This is a genomic window from Aestuariibaculum sediminum (assembly GCF_014596945.1).
GTDB lineage: Bacteria > Bacteroidota > Bacteroidia > Flavobacteriales > Flavobacteriaceae > Aestuariibaculum > Aestuariibaculum sediminum.
In genome coordinates this window covers 306,593-327,206 of the sequence record NZ_JACVXB010000003.1, presented here as the reverse complement: position 1 = coordinate 327,206, position 20,614 = coordinate 306,593, and the positions used below count along the sequence as shown (strand labels likewise).

Here is a 20,614-nt window from a genome sequence, read left to right as displayed (position 1 = left end):
TTTTACACTAAATTATTATCCTTTAACAGGAACAGCCACTCTGGTAGTGTCCCATGCCAGATACATAGTATCATTATCAAAAGCGATTGAAAAAGCCTCAACAGGTTCTCCTTTAGTTACAGGTGCTTTTACCCTTAAAACATCTTTACTTTCGTTATAGTTGTAAGCACCCCAGGCATCAGTATCTGAACTTAAAATAATAGTCCATTCTTTTTCTCCCGGAATGGTATATAAAGCATAAGTTCCGGCTTTTATCGTTTTTCCTCCGAATTCTAAATCTTTATAAAATTTAATTTCTGAAGCTTCATTAGCACCTGTCCGCCAAACCTTACCATTAGGAGCCAAAGTACTTAATGCGCGACCATTTAACTGTGGTCTACTATAAATAACTTTCGCCATTGGTGGTACGTTTCTATTGGTTCTGTAATATGAAATGTCTAATGGGCTCTTGTCTAGTTTTGCAAATTTTTGAGCCTGTACATTTACAGAGATAAACATAATAAATGCTAGCGCTAGCGTTGAAATTAAGGTTGATTTTTTCATAAAATTGGTTTTTAGTTGTAAGTCAATAATTGATATTTAAATATAAGACGATATATTCTTAAAGTTTTTGTAATTATTTAATTAGACTGTTAAAGTTTGAAATTGTTTAATTTGAATTTGTTTTAATTAAGCCTGATGATAATAGTTACATTTATTCCAGTTACAGAAAGAAATATAAAGTATAATGCAAATTGATGTTAGAGCAAGTGCCCATATTATTTCTAAGCCTATTAGAACTGAAATTGCAGGAATGATCGCAGCTATTAAACTTGTGGCTAGTGCTAACCAATTATTCCATGTGTTTCCGATTAGGGCAAGACGTAAAATGCTAAGTGTAATTAAATAGATGGCGATGCTTGTTGATAATGCGGTAACAGCAAATAAAGGAGATGTGTTATGTACAGCAGTTATGTGATTGCTGTAGTATGCCTGAGTACTATCGGCAATTAATTCAAGGCTACTTCCAACGGCAGCTAAAGAAGCAAAAATAAAAAAGTGCAAATAACCATAGATAAAGGCATATTTAAAGTTTCTGTTATGCTTTAAAATTTTGCCCCAAGGTAATTCGAAATAGGTCCACCATAGAGCAAAAATAATAGAAGCAGTTGTTAATCCCAATGGTATGACCACCGAGGCCCAAGGCAGATCATTTTTTAATAAACCCGCTATGGTATTTGATGTACCTAATAAACCCTCACCTAAAACAATAATTATTAATAGTCCATAACGTTCTGCAATATGGTGCGGATGCCATGACGTAGCAAGTTGTTTGCCTTCAGCATAAAGCGGAACGGCTAATTCAACGAGCATAAAGACGAAAAACATGTAAAAACGCATATGTGCTGGTAAAAACACCCAGGATACCCAACATAGTTGAGCGAAAATAATTCCGAAGGCGTACCGTAGGCAAACGATTTTGTTTTTTGGGTCTTCAAATGAGGCTCTTAGCCAATGGATAGCCATAGCGATACGCATTATAACAAAGCCTAATACGGAAATAAAAGGTCGCGTACTATCAGAAAATAAATCATTTATGCCAATAGCAAAAATTAAGGCGCCAAACATAAGTAAAAAGGTAGTGAGCCTGAAAGGGGTGTCATCGGTGTCATAAGCCGAAGCAAACCAAGTGAAGTTCATCCATGCCCACCAAATAGAGAAGAAACTCATGAAAAATGCAAAAATGCCATTTACTATGTGGTGTTCGGCTAATTGGTGATGTAAATTACTTGCTGCCGACGCGATAGCAATGACAAAAATTAAATCGAAAAAGAGTTCTAATGGGGTTGCGGCTCGATGAGTATCGTTGTAATTGCGTCCCAGCATTTTTAGTTTTTTCATCTTCATTTGATTCGTGTATTGGTAATGTTACTTTGTTCTATTCTTGATATTTACTGATGAAAGATAGACAATTGCCAATAAAATAAAAAAGCTCTCGAGGATACCTGAGAGCTTTTTATTTGTGAATAATGATTTGTAATTATTTCTTCATTATCTTAACGTTCATTTCTTCCACTTTTTTATCGGAAAGCATAGAAGGTGCACCAAAGAGTAAATCTTCGCTGGTACCAGTTTTTGGGAAGGCCATCACTTCGCGAATGGAAGTTTTCTTCTCTAAAATCATCATTAATCGGTCTACACCCCAGGCAATACCACCATGTGGCGGTGCTCCGTAATGGAATGATTTATACATAGTGCCTACACTTTTCATCATCTCTTCTTTGTTGTAGCCCATATTTCGATAAGTGGCTTCTAGAATTTCAGGTTTGTGCGCACGTACGGAGCCGCCACCAATTTCGTAACCGTTAAGAATTAAATCGTATTGTTGAGCGATAATCGACCCGATTTCTTCGTCTTTGCCATTCATGTGTTTTTCAATATCGTAAACGGCAGGCATCGAAAATGGGTTATGGGTAAATGTCCATCGGCCTTCATCGGTTTTCTCGAACATCGGAAAATCGACTACCCAAGCTGGGCGCAATTCTCTCGGATTTATTAATTTCAGCATGCTGCCCAATTCCTGTCTTACCGCATCTAAAGCTTTATTAGCTGTTGCATAATCTGCTGCCGAGAAGAATACAATATCACCAACTTCAGCGTTTGTGGTTTCAATAATTCGGGCGGCAATGTCTTCACCTAAAAACTTAATAATTGGCGATTGCAAATCATTTTCATTAACAATGATATAAGCTAAACCGCCTAATCCGTGCTGTTGGGCAATAGCCGTAAGTTTTTCGATTTGCCCTTTCGATAAACGCTTTTTACCCTGCTCTTCGGCAGTCACTTTAATGCATTTTACAATACCACCTTCTTCAATAGGTTTACTAAATACCTGAAAGGTCGTATCTTTAACAATATTGGTAATATCCTGAAGTTTTAATCCAAAACGCAAATCGGGGCGGTCGCAACCATAATTGTCCATTGCTTCTTTATAGGTAAGCACTTCAAACGGATGCAGTTTCCATTTATTCCCGTAAATTTTGGTAACCACTTCATTAAACATTTTAGTGTTTAAATCTATAATTTGCTGCATGCTGGCATAAGCCATTTCAATATCCAGCTGTGTGAATTCTGGCTGGCGGTCGCCTCGAGAATCTTCGTCTCTAAAACAACGAGCAATTTGGAAGTATTTTTCGTAACCACTAACCATTAGCATTTGTTTAAACTGCTGTGGCGCTTGTGGAAGCGTATAAAAGGCTCCTGCCTGCTTTCTTGATGGAACAATAAATTCACGTGCACCTTCGTCGGTTCCGGCACTTAAAATAGGGGTTTCAATTTCAAGGAAATTTTGTTCATCTAAAATATCACGAAGCAGTTTAATTACCTTATGTCGGTTTACAATCGTGCGACGAACATCGTCGTTACGATGATCTAAATATTTATACTGGAAACGGGTGTTTTCATTCGTTTTTGTAGCACGTTTTATCTCAAAGGGAAGCGTTCGTGATAAGTTTAAAATATCCAATTCGGTGGCTTCCAATTCTATTTTTCCAGTTCGTAAAGAAGGATTGTAGTCATCTTCTTTACGTTGCACAATAGTCCCTGAAACCGTAATTACCGATTCTGGTTTTAAGCGTACCAATTCGTCTAAGTTCGGGAAGGATTCACGACTTAAGCGCACCTGAAATTTTTCGGCACTCGAATCGCGTAAATCAATAAAAATGAGTTCGCCATGGTCACGTACACTCGCTACCCATCCAGCAAACGTTACGCCTTGGGAAATGCTATCATCGGTTATATCGGTAATTAAATGGGTACGATAGTCTTCTTTGATTACTAAAGGAATTTCGGGTAATACTTCTTCCTGTTCCTTTTTAGTTGAATTTTGTGCTTCAGCTTTAGTTTTTACCGTGCTTGCTATAGTATTAGATGCAGTTTTATCGGTTTGTAAAGCCGCTAGTATGCCTTCACGAATCACTTTACCGGAAGCACCTTTACCTATTATAGCAATTACTTTTCCAACTAAAATACCTGCTTTTCCCTGGTTTCCAGCTTTTATATCGCTGGCAATTACTTCATTTTCTGAAATCACTTTAGCAATCGCATTCTGGATTTTATCCTCGGAAATGGTATTTTCCTCAAAATACTGATTATAATCGAAATGCCTGTCTTTTAAATATTCGGTAATTGCATTTTGAACCAACACCGACGTGATTTTTTCAGATTTAAACAGCTGAAAAATTTCAATTAAATGCTCAACGCGGTGAATATCGCCATATTCTTCGGGTTTAATATTGTTGGTTAAAGTTTTAGCAACAAACGACGGATCCTTAATAACATCATTAATCGCTATAAAAGTTTCAGAACGCAGGGAGTCTGCCGTAAAAAATTTGGCATCTTGTGGTAAAACACCACCTTTAATTAAAATGGATTCTACAGCAAATGGCAACGAACTTACATCAACATCTATAGACTCGACCACATCTTTTATGCAAACAAAGGGAAGATCTGGTTCCGATATAAAACGGTAATCAGCCTCGTATTCCTTTTTACGCATGGTTTTGGTTTGCTTTAAATCGGCATCCCAAAGCACAGTGGTTTGGTCTGGTCTGAATTCCTTATGCTCCAAATAGTAGTTTAGTTGCTTTTCAACTTCCTCCTTTAACGCATCAACCATAAACTTAAAGGAGTTCAGGTTTTTTATTTCGGTACGCGGATTTAATGCGTAACTGTGTTTTTTGCGAAGCGACACCGATACATCCGATTTAAACTCGCCTTTTTCAAGGTTGGCTTCAGAAATTTTTAAATTCTGAACAATGCGTTGAATATATTGTGCGTAGGTTGAAGCATCTTCTATATGACGAATGCAAGGTTCGGTAACAATTTCAATGAGCGGCACACCTGCTTTATTAAAATCGACTAGCGACACATTTTTTTCGTGCATTAATTTAGCGGCATCTTCTTCAATATGAACCTGAGTTAGATTAACGGTAAACTGCGAGCCATCGTTACGGAAACACGATACTTGACCATCTGGAATTATCGGGTTGTGAAATTGCGTAATTTGTATGTTTTTAGGGTTATCTGGGTACTCATAGTGTTTTCTGTCCCAAGAGATAACCTCGTTGGAAAATGTTGATTTTACGGCTTTTCCGAAGTAAATCGCTTTTTTTACAGCCTCTTTATTTACAGCTGGTAAAACGCCCATTTGTCCTGTACAAACCGAGCATATATTCTGGTTTGGTGTTTCAATTTCCTGATTTGGACAAGAACAAAAAAGTTTAGTTTTTGTATTTAATCGCACGTGTGTTTCTAGTCCGATTACCAACTCTAATTCGTGGGCTTTTAAAAGTGCGTCTAATTGTTCTAATTCCATTATATTGTATCTTTTAAGAAGTTAGCAAACTTCAAAACAAGTTCATCTTTCGTTTTTGCGGCAGTAATTTGTAAGCCTGTTTCGGTACCTTGTGGAACGGTTAACGTTGGTAGTTGCCCAAGGCTAAATCCAACGGTATAGGCATCGCTTAAATACATGGCATGCGGATCTTTTAAACTGTTACCAATTTCGGGCGGTGTGCTAGGTGTCACGGGCGATAATATAATATCCACATCCTTAAAATCATCCTCAAAATTTTCTGAAATTGCATCACGAAGCGCTAAACTTTTTAAATAAATTTCATCTGAAAATCCTTGCGATAATACCTGATTTCCACCAACTATACGTCGTTTAGTTTCTTCTGAAAAATTCTCGGAACGTGTTACAGCGTAAGATTCTTTCAGGTTTTTATCGTCGATACGGTTACCGTAATTCGAGCCATCTAAACGTGATAGGTTAGATGCCGTTTCGGCCATGGCTAAGGTGTAATACGTTGAAACCAAAATATCTGACTGGAAGAAATCGAGTTCCTTCACTTCGATACCTTTAGCTTTAATTTTTTCAATAGTCTTTAAGAAATCCGATTTTATTTTAGAGTCGATAGCATCACTTTCAATAAAGTTTTTAAAGTAACCAACCGATTTAATTTCAGAGGCATCTGTAATACTTTCAGCGTTAATTTCCGCGGAAGTGTAAGTGGTTTGATCTTTAACATCTTTGCCACTCATTACGTTTAAAACAATCCGAATATCTTCCACTGATTTGGCAATAGGCCCCACACAGTCGGTAGACGACGCGTAAGCCATTAATCCGTAGCGAGAAATACGTCCGTAAGTGGGTTTTAAACCGTAAACATGGTTGTAACCAGCCGGCTGGCGCACAGAACCTCCAGTATCGCCACCAATTGAAAATACGGTATAATCTTTAGCCACGTTTACCGCAGAACCACCACTGGAACCACCACCTACCAGGTTTGGGTTTATCGCATTTTTAACCGCGCCAAAAATGGTGTTTTCACTAGACGACCCATGACCGAAGCTATCGCAGTTTTCCTTTACAATAGGAATAGCGCCAGCATCAAGCAGTTTTTCAATAGCTGTTGCAGTATAGGCCGATTTGTAGTTTTTAAGTAAATTGGAACTCGCGGTGGTAGTTGTGCCTTGCAACATGTACACGTCTTTTATACCAAATGGAATACCTTCTAACAATCCGATGGTTTTGCCATTAGCAATTTTAGTATCTACCTTTTTGGCTAAGCTAAGAGCCAGGTCATCTAATGTAGCATTTACAGTGTTATTTGTATTTTCTTTTAAAGCGTTCAGCTTTTCGGTAACCAAATCAACACAAGAAATGTCTTTGTTAATGAGTTGTTGGTGTAACTTATATATCTGAGATTCCATTATTCTTCTATAATTTTAGAAACAACTAAATAGCCATTTTTTTCTTTAGGAAAGTTTTCAATAATGATTTGCTTTTCGATGGCAGAACTTTCAATCACTTCGTCTTCTCTTAAATCGTTTAACGATAGACAATGATTACGATTATTGTTAAAAGAGGTATTATTTGTTGTTTGAGCATTTTTAATGACTTCAAATAATTTATTCACAGCCTCACTGGGTTGTGCTCCTTTAATACTCGACAATATGTCGACGGTCATAATTTTACTCATGTCTTTTTAATTTTTAGGTTAAAAAAAAACCTTCCGAATTTGGAAGGCTTTTTACATATATTTTAAACAATAACCTTCCTGTCCTATGTATTAGGATTATTGAAATTATTATTGTTATTATTTGTTCTCATTTATTTTTCTTGCTTTCAAATATAGAGAGAATTAAAATACTATGCATTATTTTTTTTAGTATCCTTATATGTATTGTTGAATTGTTAAAAAAGTTAAAGCTAATTTGTTATTTATATAACGAAACTGATGTTTGAATTAAATTTATAAAACATGATTTATTTTAAGGATATCTGATATTGCAGCACGGCCATACCTTTATAGTCTTTTTGATCTAATGAAGCTTCATCAAATATTGGACGATGCTGGTACCCTAGACTAATTTTATTGTCATGTGAACCATGTATTAGAAAGTTTACAGTAAAATCGTAAACGGTCATGTTGTCATTTAAAGCATCCCAGTTGGAGTGCTGAATGGCAATATTGGGTTGAATAATCGTTGGAAGACTTAGAACCTGAGCTTCCTTAAAAGCATAGCCAAATTGACCGTACCATGTTGTTCCGGTACCAATCATAGGAAAAGCAACTCCCGAACCGTTAAAGTCGGTTCCGCCTCCCGTTGTTGGGTTATTAGCACCCACGTTACGAATGTAGTTTTTTCCAAAATTATAATCGTAGTAACCTAAATATGCTGTAATAGCATTGCCATTCGATAACGGTAGATTTAAAAAAGAATCGGCTGCAAAATGTGAAATATCATAAATATTGGTGTCTTCAAGGTTAGCATCGCCATCGCTCATGGCTTCAGCTTGGTATTGAAAACCACCTCCTATATTAAATACTTTTTTCTTTTGAAGGTAAGTACCTGTTTGGTAAGCCGATTTGTTAGATTCATGCTCGAAAAACTGATATTTTACATAAGCCGAAGTTTTTACTCTGGGCTTATTATTGGCAAAATTTACAGTGCCGTTAGGAATGTTTTTAACGTAAAAAGGACGGTTAAATGTCATTCTATAGTCAAAATTACCAGCATGACCTTTAAACCAAAACCCAAATAAGCGACCTATGTCATCATTGATTTCTACTGAGTTTAAAGTAAACAGGGGGGAATCTAAACCCATTAAGGTTTTACTGGAACGAATGTTCCATCGGTTTAAGCCTTGCCAACCCGACTTTCCAAAACCTATTTCAAAATATTTGGCAAAGGAATATTCAACGTATAAATCTAATACCCCAATGGGGAACGTATCGCCTTTAAAATTATAATTATTGCCACCAAACATAGCATAAGCATAAATTTTGGGTGTGATTTGAGAAGCAATCGGGATCCGCAATCGTCTAATAGAAATATCAAAAAATTCAGATGTTGGTTCGCCATGAATTAATGAACCTTCATTCAATTCGGAATATCTTAACCAAAATTGTGAAGTAATATTCCAGTTAAAAGTGGGTTTAAAAGGTGAGTCGTTCTGACTCACTGCAAAATAAGGCAGTAATAGTACAATTAAAAAATATAATCCGAAAGTAAGGTTTGTTCGTTTCATTCCTACAACAAGTTATTAATAATTACTCAAAGTTATTGTTATCAAAACAATGAAAATGTGATAAACATCAGGTTTGATGTTGAATCTAGAAATTTTAGCGTTTCTTTTGAAGAAATTGAATGTGGTTTTTGAGTTTTTAGCGATTATAAAAAGGCATTAAAACGCCGCTGTTGGATTTTGCTTAAAATGATTTTTATTAATTTGTAAAAAATCAGTAAAATCAATTTTAAGGCTATTTTTAAGCGATTTAAGACGTTTTATTGTAATTAACAATTGTTGATAATTTCTTTATAAAGTCCATGAAATGCTTTTTGAAAGCCTTCTTATTTCGTATATTTGTTTGTCTACGGAAAATGATGCCAAGGCGTCATTTTTTTATGGAATAACTAAATTAAAATTTAAGATAATTTCGAAATATGAGCGAAGCAAAAGAAGAATTTAATAAGCACGGCTATTCAGCGGATAGTATTCAGGCTCTAGAAGGGATGGAGCACGTGCGTATGCGTCCGTCAATGTATATTGGTGATGTAGGAGTACGAGGATTGCACCATTTGGTTTATGAGGTAGTCGATAACTCGATTGACGAAGCATTAGCCGGACACTGTAACAATATTACTGTAATCATTAATGAAGATAACGCCATTACAGTTGAAGATGACGGTCGTGGTATACCTGTTGATCTACATAAAAAAGAAGGTATCTCTGCGCTTGAGGTTGTAATGACAAAAATTGGTGCTGGAGGTAAATTCGATAAAGACTCATATAAAGTTTCCGGTGGTTTACACGGGGTAGGTGTAAGTTGTGTTAATGCCCTGTCAGAACATTTAAAAGCTACTGTACATAGAGATGGAAAAGTTTGGGAGCAAGAGTACGAACGTGGTAAATCGCTTTATCCAGTAAAAAACACAGGAGAAACCGATAAACGCGGAACGATTGTTACCTTTAAGCCAGACCCAACTATTTTTCAGCAAACGTTAGAGTATAGTTACGACACGTTGGCGAGTAGAATGCGTGAATTAGCTTATTTAAACAAAGGAATTACCATTCATTTAGTTGATAGACGTGCTAAAAAAGAAGATGGCGAATTTGAAGGAGAAACGTTCCATTCAGAGGAAGGTTTAAAGGAATTTATAAAGTATTTAGATGCCACTCGTGAGCCTTTAATGAATGATGTTATTTCGTTTGAAGGTGAGAAAAATGGAGTACCTGTTGAGGTAGCTATGGTTTATAATACGTCTTATGCAGAAAATTTACATTCTTACGTAAATAATATTAACACGCATGAAGGAGGAACGCATTTATCAGGTTTCCGTCGTGGGTTAACACATACGTTAAAGAAATATGCCGACGAATCGGGGATGTTAGATAAATTAAAATTTGACATTGCCGGAGACGATTTTCGTGAGGGTTTAACAGCAATTGTTTCTGTAAAAGTTGCTGAACCACAATTCGAAGGGCAAACAAAAACCAAATTAGGTAACCGTGAAGTTTCGGCTTGTGTAAGTCAGGCGGTTTCTGAAATGTTAGCCGATTATTTAGAAGAACATCCGGACGATGCTAAAACCATTGTGCAAAAAGTAATTTTAGCAGCTCAGGCACGTCATGCAGCTCAAAAAGCTCGTGAAATGGTTCAGCGTAAAACCGTAATGAGTATTGGTGGGCTACCTGGTAAATTAAGTGACTGTTCAGAACAGGATCCTGCAAAATGTGAAGTTTTCCTTGTAGAGGGAGATTCAGCAGGTGGTACGGCTAAGCAAGGTCGTGACCGTGCGTTTCAAGCTATTTTACCTTTACGTGGTAAGATTTTGAATGTTGAAAAAGCGATGTCTCACAAAGTATTCGAAAACGAAGAGATTAAAAATATTTTCACTGCTTTAGGGGTAACCATAGGAACAGAAGAAGATAGTAAAGCACTTAACTTATCTAAATTACGTTATCATAAAATTGTAATTATGTGTGATGCCGATATAGATGGTAGCCACATTGCAACACTTATCTTAACGTTCTTTTTCCGTTATATGAAGGAACTAATTGAAGAAGGTCACGTGTATATTGCTACGCCACCTTTATATTTAGTTAAAAAAGGTAATAAAAAGTCTTATGCCTGGAATGATAAAGAGCGAGACAGAATTGCTGAAGAATTTGGAGGAAGTGTAAATGTTCAACGATATAAAGGTCTTGGAGAGATGAATGCCGAGCAGTTATGGGATACCACCATGAATCCGGAGTTTAGAACTTTACGTATGGTTCAAATTGACAATGGTACTGAGGCCGATAGAATTTTCTCTATGTTAATGGGAGATGAAGTACCACCTCGTAGAGAGTTTATTGAGAAAAACGCGGTTTATGCCAACATTGATGCATAAATCAATGTATTTATAAATTTCAAAAGGTCGCTTAACTAAGCGACCTTTTTTGTTTTATTAAAATACACCTAATCTTAAGCCTGAACTTCCTAAATTAATTTTTGTAGATAGGGTTCTTCTTCGCGGGCTGTGGTAGTAGTAGTGGTCGTGATATCCGTAATAATACATGGTGGCACGATGGTAATAATGATTGCTGTGATGGCAATGCTGGTCGCAATGTTTGTAGTGCTCCGCATAAGCCTCTTGTTTGCCTTTCATATAAGCTTTGTAAGCTTTTTTGTCCCGCTTTTTTAAATTGTTTTCATAAGCTTCTTGAGATTCCCAGAACAATTCAGCTTCAGTTTTATTTTCTGCCTTATAGGATTGCTCAAACTTAGCGTCTTCAATCGCTCGAGTTTTGTAATATGTGGTTTTGTCTGGTTTTGATTGTTTTTCTTTGGGATTGTCTTGGGCATGTATAGAAACCGAAATACTTAATACTATTAAAAGTGTTGTTGTTTGAATTAATTTCATAGTGCTAATTTTTAAATGTTTAATGCGTACTGAACGCTTTCATAATTAAGACACCTTTACTTCATTTTACCCTACCTTTAAACTAAGCGTAAACAAAAAAGTTAGCCGTTTTTGGCTAACTTTTTTATTAAGTGATTAATATTTGACTTTTAAAAATCGAATCCTACTGAAAATTGCCATACTCGGTTTTTAGGATTGCCATCGTCGTAAATATCACCCATACCTAGGTGATAACGCACTCCCAGGGAGACACCACTATCGGTTTTAAATCCGCCACCAAGATTTATACCCCAATCAAAATTATCCGGATCTATTTCTTGAGTAGCATTAAAAAAACTACCCTCATATTCTTCTTTGTGGGAAATTGCTAAGCCAGCCTGCGGACCAGCCTCTAAATAGAAATTATTAGTAGGGTAAAGTTTTAATAATAAAGGCAGGTTCAAATAATCTAATTTTTGCGTAAACGTAGCATTACTGTTCTCTAACTGGTACCCTTGTTGAGAATATAGAAACTCAACCTGTAGGGCTAGGTTTTCATTAATACCAGATTCACCGTAAATTCCAATATGAAACCCATGTCGTTGTCCTGTTTCATAATCGTTGTCATAGCTTACTGCAGCTAAATTATAGCCGCCTTTAATTCCAAAATTGGAGTCTTGAGCATTCGTGTTTAATGATATTATTAAAGCGCAAATGATTGTAAAAAATAAATTTTTCATTTTATGTAGGTTTTAAAGAATTGGAGTTTTTATTTACCGCCGTTAGCCTGCAAATCTGCTATGCAAAGTGGGTCCAGTTGAGGTACTGTCCCCTCAGTGGTTAAATTACCAAGGCTAGCCGTACTTTCGGCAGCCCAATACATTAAGCAGGATTCGACCTCGCAGTGTTTTTTGTGTTCAGGATCTTCATGGTCTTCGGTCATAGGGGTGCCCAAGTTGGTAAGTCCTAAAATGTGACCAAATTCATGATTTATTACGGTAGATTCTAAAGTACTTCTATTGGGTTCAAAACGATTATCGCTGTAGCTGTGGATAGTTTCTTCAAAAATAACGAATGATGTGTTTCTATATGCTGTACCTAAAATAATGCTGTCTCCATCATCTTGATCCGATTTTCCATCAACGCAAAACATCCATATTGCAATTTGATTTTCTGAATTGTAAAGGGTTCGGTTTTCCTCTTCTATCTCAGCAATTTCTTTTGTAGTAAATGTTAATTTTCCTGGAGATGCAATGGCACGTGCTTCAACAGTAATACCATTAGGTTTGTAGGTGTGGTCTTTTAAAAAATTCACAAAATTATTTATTGCAGTTTCTGTTGGAGCGTAACCTTCAACATACACAAGTTCTATAACTATGCTTTTGTATGTGTCATCGGAAAGAATATCGTTCGCTGAGCTACCTGTACTTTGTTTGTTTGCAGCTTTTAAATTTGCTTCTGTAGAGCTGTCATCTTTTGTACAGGCCGATAATACTAATGTAAGGCAAAGTAGTAGGAGTAGTTTGTGCTTCATGGCCGTAAATATAAGTTTTTTTTAAAAAACAGCTACCCGCTGTGGTAGCTGTTTTAATAGGTATATGATTGCTGTTTTAGCGATTTAAACTTTTGTTAGTATCAATTTTATAGCTGTGGTTGTAGAGCTTTCCAATGTGATTTGGTTCTCATTAAAACTTTTTACTACCCAATTATTGTTTAGTATTTCTAATTGAGTATTTCCAGTAAAATTAATAGCTAGGATAACGTCTAATTCGGAGCTAACCATGTAGGTGCCTTGTACGGTTTCTGTGGTGTTTTTGGCAATAACAGTTAAATCGTTAGAAAATTCGATAGTATAATCAACAAGTTCATTTGTTGTGTCTATTCCAGCTACAATTAATGATTCTATTTTAAAAGTAGAGTCAGCAAGAATAACTTCAAGGTTTTTAGCGTTTTCTTCAGCCTCTTCAATAGTATCTTCGGTAGCCGAGCATTCTTCAATTCGAGTTTGTAAATCTAAATCGCTGGTAATTTCAACAACACTGTCTCCATTTGCTGTAGCTGTAAAAGGATATTCGATGCTATATCTTTCGTCGTTATTCATGTTGTTCATGTAACTGTAAAGTTCTTGATTAGACTGTAATACAAAACTTCCCGTTTGTTCGGCATTAATATTAAAGGTTAAAACAGTTACCGGGTAATCAATCTCTAAACAATTAATAGCGTCTTCAGCATTTTGTTCTGCTTCATTGCAGGTTTCCATTAACGCATCGTATTCACTTTGATTCTTAATTTCTACTTCTGTATAGTTACTTAATTTAACTCGAATAGGAAATTTAAAAACAACAGCGTCATCGTCATTGGTAAATTCACCTAAAATATTAATGACTGTGGTGTAATCTAATTGACTCAATAGCGTGATTTCGGTGTTGTTTATTGTAGCCGTTACAGGGAAAAGAACCGATGAACATGACATGCCATCTAAAAAATCATCGAAACTGCCATCGTACATAGCGGTACGTTTAAAATTGTTAGTGGCGGCAGAGTTAGCTGTATTCGTGTTAGGATTCAATCCACTTTCCTCGCTAATTTCATCTTGACATGAGGTTAATGTTAACAAAGCGGTTAAAACTAATGATGTGATAAATTTTAATGTTTTCATGATTTAAATTTTGGGTTAATTTTTCTTTTTCACAGCAAATTATTTTGCGTTTCTAAGAGTAAGACAACCGCTTTAAAATTTACCCTACTCATTTTTTTATTAAAGTTCAAAAATAATTTATTTCATCATATTTTAATATCTTGCTGCGCCTAGATACTAAGGGATTAAAAATATTTTACCCTAATATTTATTTCCTAATAAATTATTATCATGGAACGTAACAAAAATAAACTTTGCGAAGAAACCTACTTTAATTCCTTTTATTTGAACCACGTGCAATCTGCCTCAAATTTTGCATTCTATAAGTGTGGTAATAGCGATTCGGCTTTAGATTTTGTTCAAGATGCTTTCTCTAAAATATGGGAGAATTGTGCAAAAATAGATTTTACAAAAGCAAAAACTTACTTGTTTACTACTATAAATAATTTGTTTTTAAACAGCGTAAAACATCATAAAGTGGTTATGGAATATGCTAGAGCAAAACCATATATGGATAAAACCAATGAGAGTCCGGAGTATATTTTGCAGGAGGAAGAATTTAAAAAGAAATTACAGGATGCAATAGCCTTACTAACCGACGCTCAAAGGGAAGTTTTTTTACTTAATAGAATTGAAGGAAAAAAATATCGGGAAATTGCTGATTTACTTGATGTATCTCAAAAGGCGGTTGAGAAGCGTATGTCAGGTGCGTTAAAAATATTAAGGAATCATATAGATAACATTTAGTTAAGGGTAGGGTAAATTATAAATGGATTGTCTTATTACTGTAAGCATAAAAAATGAAAAAGAATAAAGAAATATTAAAATGGTTTGAAGGTGAATTAAGTTCTGAGGAGTTTTCTGAATTAAAACAAACTGAAAATATTGAAACTCTCGAAAAAATTGCTTTTTATGCGAAGCAAATGCAAGCGCCAGAAGTTGATGCTCAAGCGGCGTTGAAAGCTTTTAAATCCAGGTTGATTTCAAAAAAGAAATCAAAGGTTATTGCTTTTAATTTTAAAACCGTTTTGAGGGTCGCTGCAGTTTTAGCCATTATGTTAACATCGTCTTATTTTATCTTTTTCAACAACGATGTATCATTTAATACCAGAATAGCACAAACCGAAACACTCACTTTACCAGATGGTTCGGAAGTTGTATTAAATGCAGCTTCGGAATTACATTATGATAAAAAAGACTGGGAAGCTAAAAGGATGTTAGATTTAGAAGGAGAAGCCTTTTTTAAAGTACAAAAGGGAGAGCAGTTTACGGTAAATACAGCGGTTGGTACAGTACAGGTTTTAGGGACACAATTCAACGTAAAAAAACGAAAAAATTATTTTGAAGTACAATGCTATGAGGGCTTGGTAGCTGTGACTTATAACCATAAAACCTTAAAATTAAAACCTGGTAAATCTTTTAGAGTGGTTAATAATATTATTCAGACCTTAGAAGATTTTAATGCCAACGCACCTGCATGGTTATATGAAGAATCTACATTTAAACAAGTGCCATTATATGAGGTCGTTAATGAATTACAACGTCAGTACGATATCCATGTTGAATTACAAAATATTGATAATCAGGTATTGTTTAATGGCGCATTCACCCATAGTAATATTGAAACAGCATTACAATCGGTAACCATTCCTTTAAATTTAAATTATTCCATTGAGGGAAATAATGTGGTGCTTTTTAAAAAGTAAATAAATGAGAACATACCTTGGTCTTTTTTTATTGGTTATAGGAATGATAAGTTATGGTCAAAATATAGAGAAAAGGCCATTAGTCGAAATTCTTGAATCTATAGAAAATCAGTATCAAGTCAAGTTTTCTTATGCTCCCGAAGACGTTTTGCCAATAAGCATTGAATCACCAAAATTAGATCTTGAACTTTTGGAGGTTATTGACTATTTAAATGCGAATACACCTTTAAAATTTAGACAGCTGGATAATCGATACGTAACCGTATCTAAAGCAGATAAGACTATATCTATCTGTGGATATGTATTGACTAAGGTTGATGAAGCGCCTTTGCTTGGAGCTTCGGTTTATATTAAAGATACTTCGATTGGAACAATAACAAATGAACATGGTTATTTCGAATTAAACGATATTCCGGTTAGTTCAGATGTCTTATTTTCATTTTTAGGATATCATAAGAAAGTAATTAAATCGCAGTTTTTGTTTAGTAAGAAAAACGACTGTAAACGTATAGTATTAGATATAAATAACGAGGCTTTAACAGAAGTAGTGCTTACTAAATTTTTAACAACAGGTGTCGAAAAACTAATTGATGGCAGGACGGTTTTAAACTCAAAAGCTTTCGGGTTATTGCCTGGTTTAATTGAGCCTGATGTGTTGCAGTCTATACAAACATTACCAGGAATTGAAAGTGCAAATGAAAGTATAGCTAATATAAATGTTAGAGGAGGCACAAATGATCAAAACTTAATACTTTGGGATGGTATTAAAATGTATCATTCAGGTCATTTTTTTGGATTAATTTCAGCATATAACCCTAACCTAACCGAAAAAGTTTATGTCACTAAAAATGGTACAAGTAGCCAATATAGTGACGGTGTTTCTAGTACGATTGATATGCGAACCAAAAATGAATTAAATCGAAAATTTACAGGAGGCGTTGGTGCTAATTTAATTAGTGGAGATGCTTTTTTGGAAATTCCTGTGGCTAAGAATTTAGAATTTCATATTTCAGGGAGACGCTCGTTCACAGATGCCTTTAAAACCTTTGCGTATAATAATTATTTCGAAAGAAGTTTTCAGGATAGTGATATTCGAACTAAACAAGCATCATCAGATAATATAAGTACAACATCGAATTTTAAGTTTTACGATTATACAGCCAAAGTGTTGTATAATTTAAATGAGCGCCATAAGTTTAGAATAAATTTCATAGAAATCAACAATGATTTAGAATATACTGAGCGCAGCCAAACAGAATCAGACGATATTAAAACCAAAACAAGTAATTTATCACAATACAACACTGGAATTGGTGGGGTTTGGCAGGCAGCTTGGAGCAGTAGATTTAATACCCAATTAAATGCTTATTATTCGAAATACAATGTAGACGCAGAAGATTATAACGTAGAATCCAATCAACTTTTAACACAAGCTAATGAAGTTATAGATACCGGAGTTAAATTCAACTCCAATTTGAGTCTTAATGATAATTTTAAATGGCTGAATGGATATCAATTTAATGAAACAGGAATATTAAACGAAACAAGAGTTACCATACCATCTTATTACAGGATTAATAAAGATGTATTGCGAAATCATGCCTTATATTCCGAAATAGAACTCCTAAGTCAAAACGCTTTTATAAGGGCAGGGGCGCGGTTAAATTATTTCGAAAAATTTAATCGGTTTTTATTAGAGCCACGATTAAATATAAGGTATAGTTTAACCAAGCTTTTTAGTTTAAAGTTGGAAGGAGAATTTAAAAACCAGTCTGCTACGCAAATTTTTGATTTTACTGATGATTTTCTCGGAGTGGAAAAGCGTCGTTGGATTTTAGCTAACGAAAGTTCTATTCCAATTTCTCAAAGTCAGCAAGCTTCATTTGGAGGGGAATTAAATAAAAAGAACCTTAATATTAGTTTAGCAGGATTCTATAAAAATGTACACGGGATTACAGCAAGAAATCAGGGTTTTTATAATAACTTTCAATCTTTAAGGGCAATTGGAGAATATACAGCGAGAGGTGTTGAGTTTTTATTTAACAAAACGGAAGCAAATTACAGTACTTGGTTCAGTTATACTTATGCCGTAAACGAATATAAATTTGAGTTATTTACACCTTCGGTATTTCCAAATAATATCGATATCAGACACTCTGTAACTGTAGGTCTCAATTATGATATTTTAAATAATTTAAAAGTATCGCTAGGTGGTACGTTGCGCTCTGGTTTACCATTTACAAAGCCAGTTGAAGGTAATGAAACTATACAATCGGGGAATAACGTTTATGTGAATTATGATACCCCGAACCGTGAGAATCTGGAAGCTTTTAAACGCGTTGATATGTCAGTTAGCTATAATGTTAAATTAACATCTAATGTTGCCGTATTATTGAAAGCGGGTGTTTTAAACCTTACGAATGCCCAAAATGTTGTAAACCGTTATTATAAAGTTAACCCAGAGGATACCAGTACCACTATTGAAGTGAATAATACTTCGTTGAGAATGACCCCAAATTTAAGTTTGAGAGTTATGTTTTAATACTGTATAAATTCGTTAAAAGGCATTTTTTACCGATGTATTGTATGTTAATAGTGCTTTTTATTATTTTTGTTTAAATAACCTAAAAATCTATCATGAAGAAACTTAGTTTAATTTTTGTTATTGGTTTGTCTGCTTTTACTATGAAAGCACAAAATGACGTTGACGCGCTTTTAATTGCTGGAGCCGAAAATGCACAACGTTTTACAAACGATTATTTAGCCCCAGGAACCAACGGTTTAATGTACAGCATGAATGGCAATTGGTTTAATACAGCCCATGCTAAACCACTTGGTGGTTTTGAAATTTCGTTAGTAATGAACGCGTCTTTGGTTAGTGATGATGATAAATCATTTTTAATGAATATTGAAGATTATAATAGTCCTGATTACGACTTTACAGTGGCTTTTGCCGATGGGGCAACTTCAAAACAAGTAGCTACTGCTTTGGGAGAAAACAATCCCGAAATTGATTTGATTATCTCAGAAAAGGGAAATCCACTTTCTTCCGAACGTATAACTTTACCGTCTGGAATAGGCAATGCCAGTGGTAATTTATTACCATCTGCATTCATTCAGGGAAGTGTGGGCTTAATTAAAGGTCTTGAAGTTAAAGCCCGATTCATGCCCGAAATTAAAACTGACGATGTCGCCTTTAATATGTATGGTGCAGGGTTACAATTTGAAGCCACGAAATGGTTGCCTGCCGATAAATTATTGCCTATAGCACTTTCTGGTTTGGTCGCTTACACGCATCTTGGAGCGGCTTACGATTTAACAGACTCTTCTGGTGTTGATGGCGAAAATCAGAAGTTGGAAAACGATACGTCAACCTGGTTATTTCAGTTTATCGCATCAACCAAATTACCGGTAATTAATTTTTACGGCGGTTTAGGATATATTAGCGGAAAATCTGAATCAGATTTATTAGGAACATATACCGTTACTACAGGACCATTAAGTGGGTCGCAAAGTATTACCGACCCATTTTCGGTATCTAGTGAGATTTCCGGTATGCGCGGCACTTTAGGGACTAAGTTAAAAATTGGCTTTTTTAGATTTAATGCCGAATATCATTTGGCGGAGTTTAATGCCTTTTCTGTAGGGATAAATTTTGGTTTCAGATAAGCCGAAATACCTCTTGTTTTACATAAAATTAAAAAGTGCAAGATTTAATCTTGCACTTTTTTTATTAAGAGTATTTTAATTCGTAAGTTTGTTAGGTAAAGGCTTAGTTTCTATTGCTAAAGCAGGAAATTTACTTCGGCCAAATACATAAATAATCTAGAATTATTAAGAACAAAATAATAAAACAATTAAACATATAAAATATGAAAGTTACAGTAGTAGGTGCAGGAGCTGTTGGAGCTAGCTGCGCAGAGTATATTGCTATTAAAAATTTCGCTTCAGAAGTGGTATTAGTAGATATTAAAGAAGGTTTCGCCGAAGGTAAAGCCATGGATTTAATGCAAACCGCTTCATTAAATGGTTTCGATACAAAAATTACAGGAGTAACAGGTGATTACTCGAAAACCGCAGGTAGCGATATTTGTGTTATTACATCGGGTATTCCAAGAAAACCAGGAATGACTCGCGAGGAATTAATAGGTATAAACGCAGGCATTGTAAAAACGGTTTCAGCTAGTTTAATCGAACACTCGCCAAACACCATCATTATTGTGGTAAGTAACCCTATGGATACCATGACGTATTTAGTGCATAAATCAACAAATTTACCTAAAAATCGTATTATTGGAATGGGTGGAGCTTTAGACTCAGCACGTTTTAAATATCGCTTAGCTGAAGCCTTAGAAGCACCAATTAGTGATATTGATGGTATGGTAATAGGTGGACATAGTGATACAGGAATGGTACCATTGACATCGCACGCCACAAGAAATAGTGTGAAAGTTTCAGAGTTTTTATCTGAAGAACGATTAGAGCAAGTGGCAGCCGATACCAAAGTTGGAGGTGCAACACTAACAAAATTATTAGGAACGTCGGCCTGGTATGCTCCTGGAGCTGCTGTTAGTGGTTTAGTTCAGGCTATTGCATGCGATCAAAAGAAAATGTTCCCATGTTCTACTTTATTAGAAGGAGAATATGAATTATCTGATATTTGTATTGGAGTACCAGTAATTTTAGGGAAAAATGGTATTGAAAAAATTGTAAATATTCCTTTAAGTGATGCTGAAAAAGCGCACATGCAAGCCAGTGCAGAAGGCGTTAGAAAAACAAATGGTTTATTAGAAGTATAATAATATCATTTAAAAATCTATATATTTTAAGTAAA

Annotated in this window: 16 protein-coding genes; 6 read left to right on the top strand and 10 right to left on the bottom strand. The window is 35.2% G+C overall.

What is annotated here, in order from left to right:
- Positions 1 to 15: 15 nt before the first annotated feature.
- The 6 genes from ICJ83_RS09015 to ICJ83_RS08990 form a co-directional block, all read right to left on the bottom strand.
- Positions 16 to 543 carry a DUF2911 domain-containing protein gene (locus tag ICJ83_RS09015; RefSeq protein ID WP_188230057.1) on the bottom strand — a complete coding sequence of 176 codons (528 nt, stop codon included), beginning with the start codon at positions 541 to 543 and terminating at the stop codon, positions 16 to 18.
- Positions 544 to 669: 126 nt separating this feature from the next.
- The gene (locus ICJ83_RS09010; RefSeq protein ID WP_188230056.1) at positions 670 to 1,881 is read right to left on the bottom strand and encodes a low temperature requirement protein A; all 1,212 of its coding nucleotides are present in this window, start codon (positions 1,879 to 1,881) and stop codon (positions 670 to 672) included.
- A 139-nt stretch (positions 1,882 to 2,020) separates the two neighbouring features.
- Complete coding sequence (gene gatB/aspS, locus ICJ83_RS09005; RefSeq protein ID WP_188230055.1) at positions 2,021 to 5,356, bottom strand: bifunctional amidotransferase subunit GatB/aspartate--tRNA ligase AspS; 3,336 nt, start codon at positions 5,354 to 5,356, stop codon at positions 2,021 to 2,023.
- Positions 5,356 to 6,756: an amidase family protein gene (locus tag ICJ83_RS09000; protein ID WP_188230054.1), complete on the bottom strand. Its 1,401-nt coding sequence runs from the start codon at positions 6,754 to 6,756 to the stop codon at positions 5,356 to 5,358. Before ICJ83_RS09000 ends, gatB/aspS begins: the two co-directional genes overlap by 1 nt.
- Positions 6,756 to 7,025 (bottom strand): Asp-tRNA(Asn)/Glu-tRNA(Gln) amidotransferase subunit GatC, encoded by a 270-nt coding sequence (locus tag ICJ83_RS08995; RefSeq protein WP_188230053.1) that lies wholly within the window; start codon positions 7,023 to 7,025, stop codon positions 6,756 to 6,758. Before ICJ83_RS08995 ends, ICJ83_RS09000 begins: the two co-directional genes overlap by 1 nt.
- 287 nt (positions 7,026 to 7,312) lie before the next feature.
- A complete protein-coding gene (locus tag ICJ83_RS08990; RefSeq protein ID WP_188230052.1) occupies positions 7,313 to 8,578 on the bottom strand; it encodes a porin in 1,266 nt (421 codons plus the stop codon).
- A gap of 416 nt (positions 8,579 to 8,994) precedes the next feature.
- Between ICJ83_RS08990 and gyrB the strand changes: the two genes are divergently transcribed.
- On the top strand, positions 8,995 to 10,944 hold the full coding sequence (gene gyrB, locus ICJ83_RS08985) for a DNA topoisomerase (ATP-hydrolyzing) subunit B (RefSeq protein ID WP_188230051.1): 1,950 nt from the start codon (positions 8,995 to 8,997) through the stop codon (positions 10,942 to 10,944).
- 57 nt (positions 10,945 to 11,001) lie between these two features.
- On the opposite strand, the gene ICJ83_RS08980 is transcribed toward gyrB, so the two are convergent.
- The 4 genes from ICJ83_RS08980 to ICJ83_RS08965 all read right to left on the bottom strand — a co-directional run bounded on the left by ICJ83_RS08980 (position 11,002) and on the right by ICJ83_RS08965 (position 14,095).
- Positions 11,002 to 11,457, bottom strand: a complete 456-nt coding sequence (locus tag ICJ83_RS08980; protein ID WP_188230050.1) for a hypothetical protein — start codon at positions 11,455 to 11,457, stop codon at positions 11,002 to 11,004.
- A gap of 149 nt (positions 11,458 to 11,606) precedes the next feature.
- Positions 11,607 to 12,176 (bottom strand): outer membrane beta-barrel protein, encoded by a 570-nt coding sequence (locus ICJ83_RS08975; RefSeq protein ID WP_188230049.1) that lies wholly within the window; start codon positions 12,174 to 12,176, stop codon positions 11,607 to 11,609.
- A gap of 29 nt (positions 12,177 to 12,205) precedes the next feature.
- Positions 12,206 to 12,970, bottom strand: coding sequence for a membrane metalloprotease (locus ICJ83_RS08970; protein WP_188230048.1), 765 nt, complete (start codon positions 12,968 to 12,970; stop codon positions 12,206 to 12,208).
- 84 nt (positions 12,971 to 13,054) lie between these two features.
- The gene (locus ICJ83_RS08965) at positions 13,055 to 14,095 is read right to left on the bottom strand and encodes a hypothetical protein (protein WP_188230047.1); all 1,041 of its coding nucleotides are present in this window, start codon (positions 14,093 to 14,095) and stop codon (positions 13,055 to 13,057) included.
- 210 nt (positions 14,096 to 14,305) lie between these two features.
- Here ICJ83_RS08965 and ICJ83_RS08960 point away from each other — a divergent pair, with 210 nt between their 5' ends.
- From ICJ83_RS08960 to ICJ83_RS08940, 5 genes are all read left to right on the top strand, one after another.
- Positions 14,306 to 14,821: an RNA polymerase sigma factor gene (locus ICJ83_RS08960; protein ID WP_188230046.1), complete on the top strand. Its 516-nt coding sequence runs from the start codon at positions 14,306 to 14,308 to the stop codon at positions 14,819 to 14,821.
- A gap of 53 nt (positions 14,822 to 14,874) precedes the next feature.
- Positions 14,875 to 15,780, top strand: a complete 906-nt coding sequence (locus ICJ83_RS08955) for a FecR family protein (protein ID WP_188230045.1) — start codon at positions 14,875 to 14,877, stop codon at positions 15,778 to 15,780.
- 4 nt (positions 15,781 to 15,784) lie between these two features.
- Positions 15,785 to 18,322: a TonB-dependent receptor gene (locus tag ICJ83_RS08950; protein WP_188230044.1), complete on the top strand. Its 2,538-nt coding sequence runs from the start codon at positions 15,785 to 15,787 to the stop codon at positions 18,320 to 18,322.
- 95 nt (positions 18,323 to 18,417) lie between these two features.
- Positions 18,418 to 19,449, top strand: a complete 1,032-nt coding sequence (locus ICJ83_RS08945; protein WP_188230043.1) for a DUF6588 family protein — start codon at positions 18,418 to 18,420, stop codon at positions 19,447 to 19,449.
- Between the two features lie 203 nt (positions 19,450 to 19,652).
- Positions 19,653 to 20,579: a malate dehydrogenase gene (locus ICJ83_RS08940; protein ID WP_188230042.1), complete on the top strand. Its 927-nt coding sequence runs from the start codon at positions 19,653 to 19,655 to the stop codon at positions 20,577 to 20,579.
- Positions 20,580 to 20,614: the final 35 nt, after the last annotated feature.

Excerpts from the sequence above, each read along its gene's own strand:
- ICJ83_RS08945 (WP_188230043.1), top strand. The coding sequence starts at position 18,418 with ATGAAGAAACTTAGTTTAATTTTTGTTATTGGTTTGTCTGCTTTTACT.
- ICJ83_RS09010 (WP_188230056.1), bottom strand. The coding sequence starts at position 1,881 with ATGAAAAAACTAAAAATGCTGGGACGCAATTACAACGATACTCATCGA.
- ICJ83_RS09000 (WP_188230054.1), bottom strand. The coding sequence starts at position 6,756 with ATGGAATCTCAGATATATAAGTTACACCAACAACTCATTAACAAAGAC.
- ICJ83_RS08965 (WP_188230047.1), bottom strand. The coding sequence starts at position 14,095 with ATGAAAACATTAAAATTTATCACATCATTAGTTTTAACCGCTTTGTTA.
- ICJ83_RS08960 (WP_188230046.1), top strand. The coding sequence starts at position 14,306 with ATGGAACGTAACAAAAATAAACTTTGCGAAGAAACCTACTTTAATTCC.
- ICJ83_RS08990 (WP_188230052.1), bottom strand. The coding sequence starts at position 8,578 with ATGAAACGAACAAACCTTACTTTCGGATTATATTTTTTAATTGTACTA.
- ICJ83_RS08975 (WP_188230049.1), bottom strand. The coding sequence starts at position 12,176 with ATGAAAAATTTATTTTTTACAATCATTTGCGCTTTAATAATATCATTA.
- ICJ83_RS08980 (WP_188230050.1), bottom strand. The coding sequence starts at position 11,457 with ATGAAATTAATTCAAACAACAACACTTTTAATAGTATTAAGTATTTCG.
- gatB/aspS (WP_188230055.1), bottom strand. The coding sequence starts at position 5,356 with ATGGAATTAGAACAATTAGACGCACTTTTAAAAGCCCACGAATTAGAG.
- ICJ83_RS08955 (WP_188230045.1), top strand. The coding sequence starts at position 14,875 with ATGAAAAAGAATAAAGAAATATTAAAATGGTTTGAAGGTGAATTAAGT.
- gyrB (WP_188230051.1), top strand. The coding sequence starts at position 8,995 with ATGAGCGAAGCAAAAGAAGAATTTAATAAGCACGGCTATTCAGCGGAT.
- ICJ83_RS08940 (WP_188230042.1), top strand. The coding sequence starts at position 19,653 with ATGAAAGTTACAGTAGTAGGTGCAGGAGCTGTTGGAGCTAGCTGCGCA.
- ICJ83_RS08970 (WP_188230048.1), bottom strand. The coding sequence starts at position 12,970 with ATGAAGCACAAACTACTCCTACTACTTTGCCTTACATTAGTATTATCG.
- ICJ83_RS08950 (WP_188230044.1), top strand. The coding sequence starts at position 15,785 with ATGAGAACATACCTTGGTCTTTTTTTATTGGTTATAGGAATGATAAGT.
- ICJ83_RS09015 (WP_188230057.1), bottom strand. The coding sequence starts at position 543 with ATGAAAAAATCAACCTTAATTTCAACGCTAGCGCTAGCATTTATTATG.
- ICJ83_RS08995 (WP_188230053.1), bottom strand. The coding sequence starts at position 7,025 with ATGAGTAAAATTATGACCGTCGACATATTGTCGAGTATTAAAGGAGCA.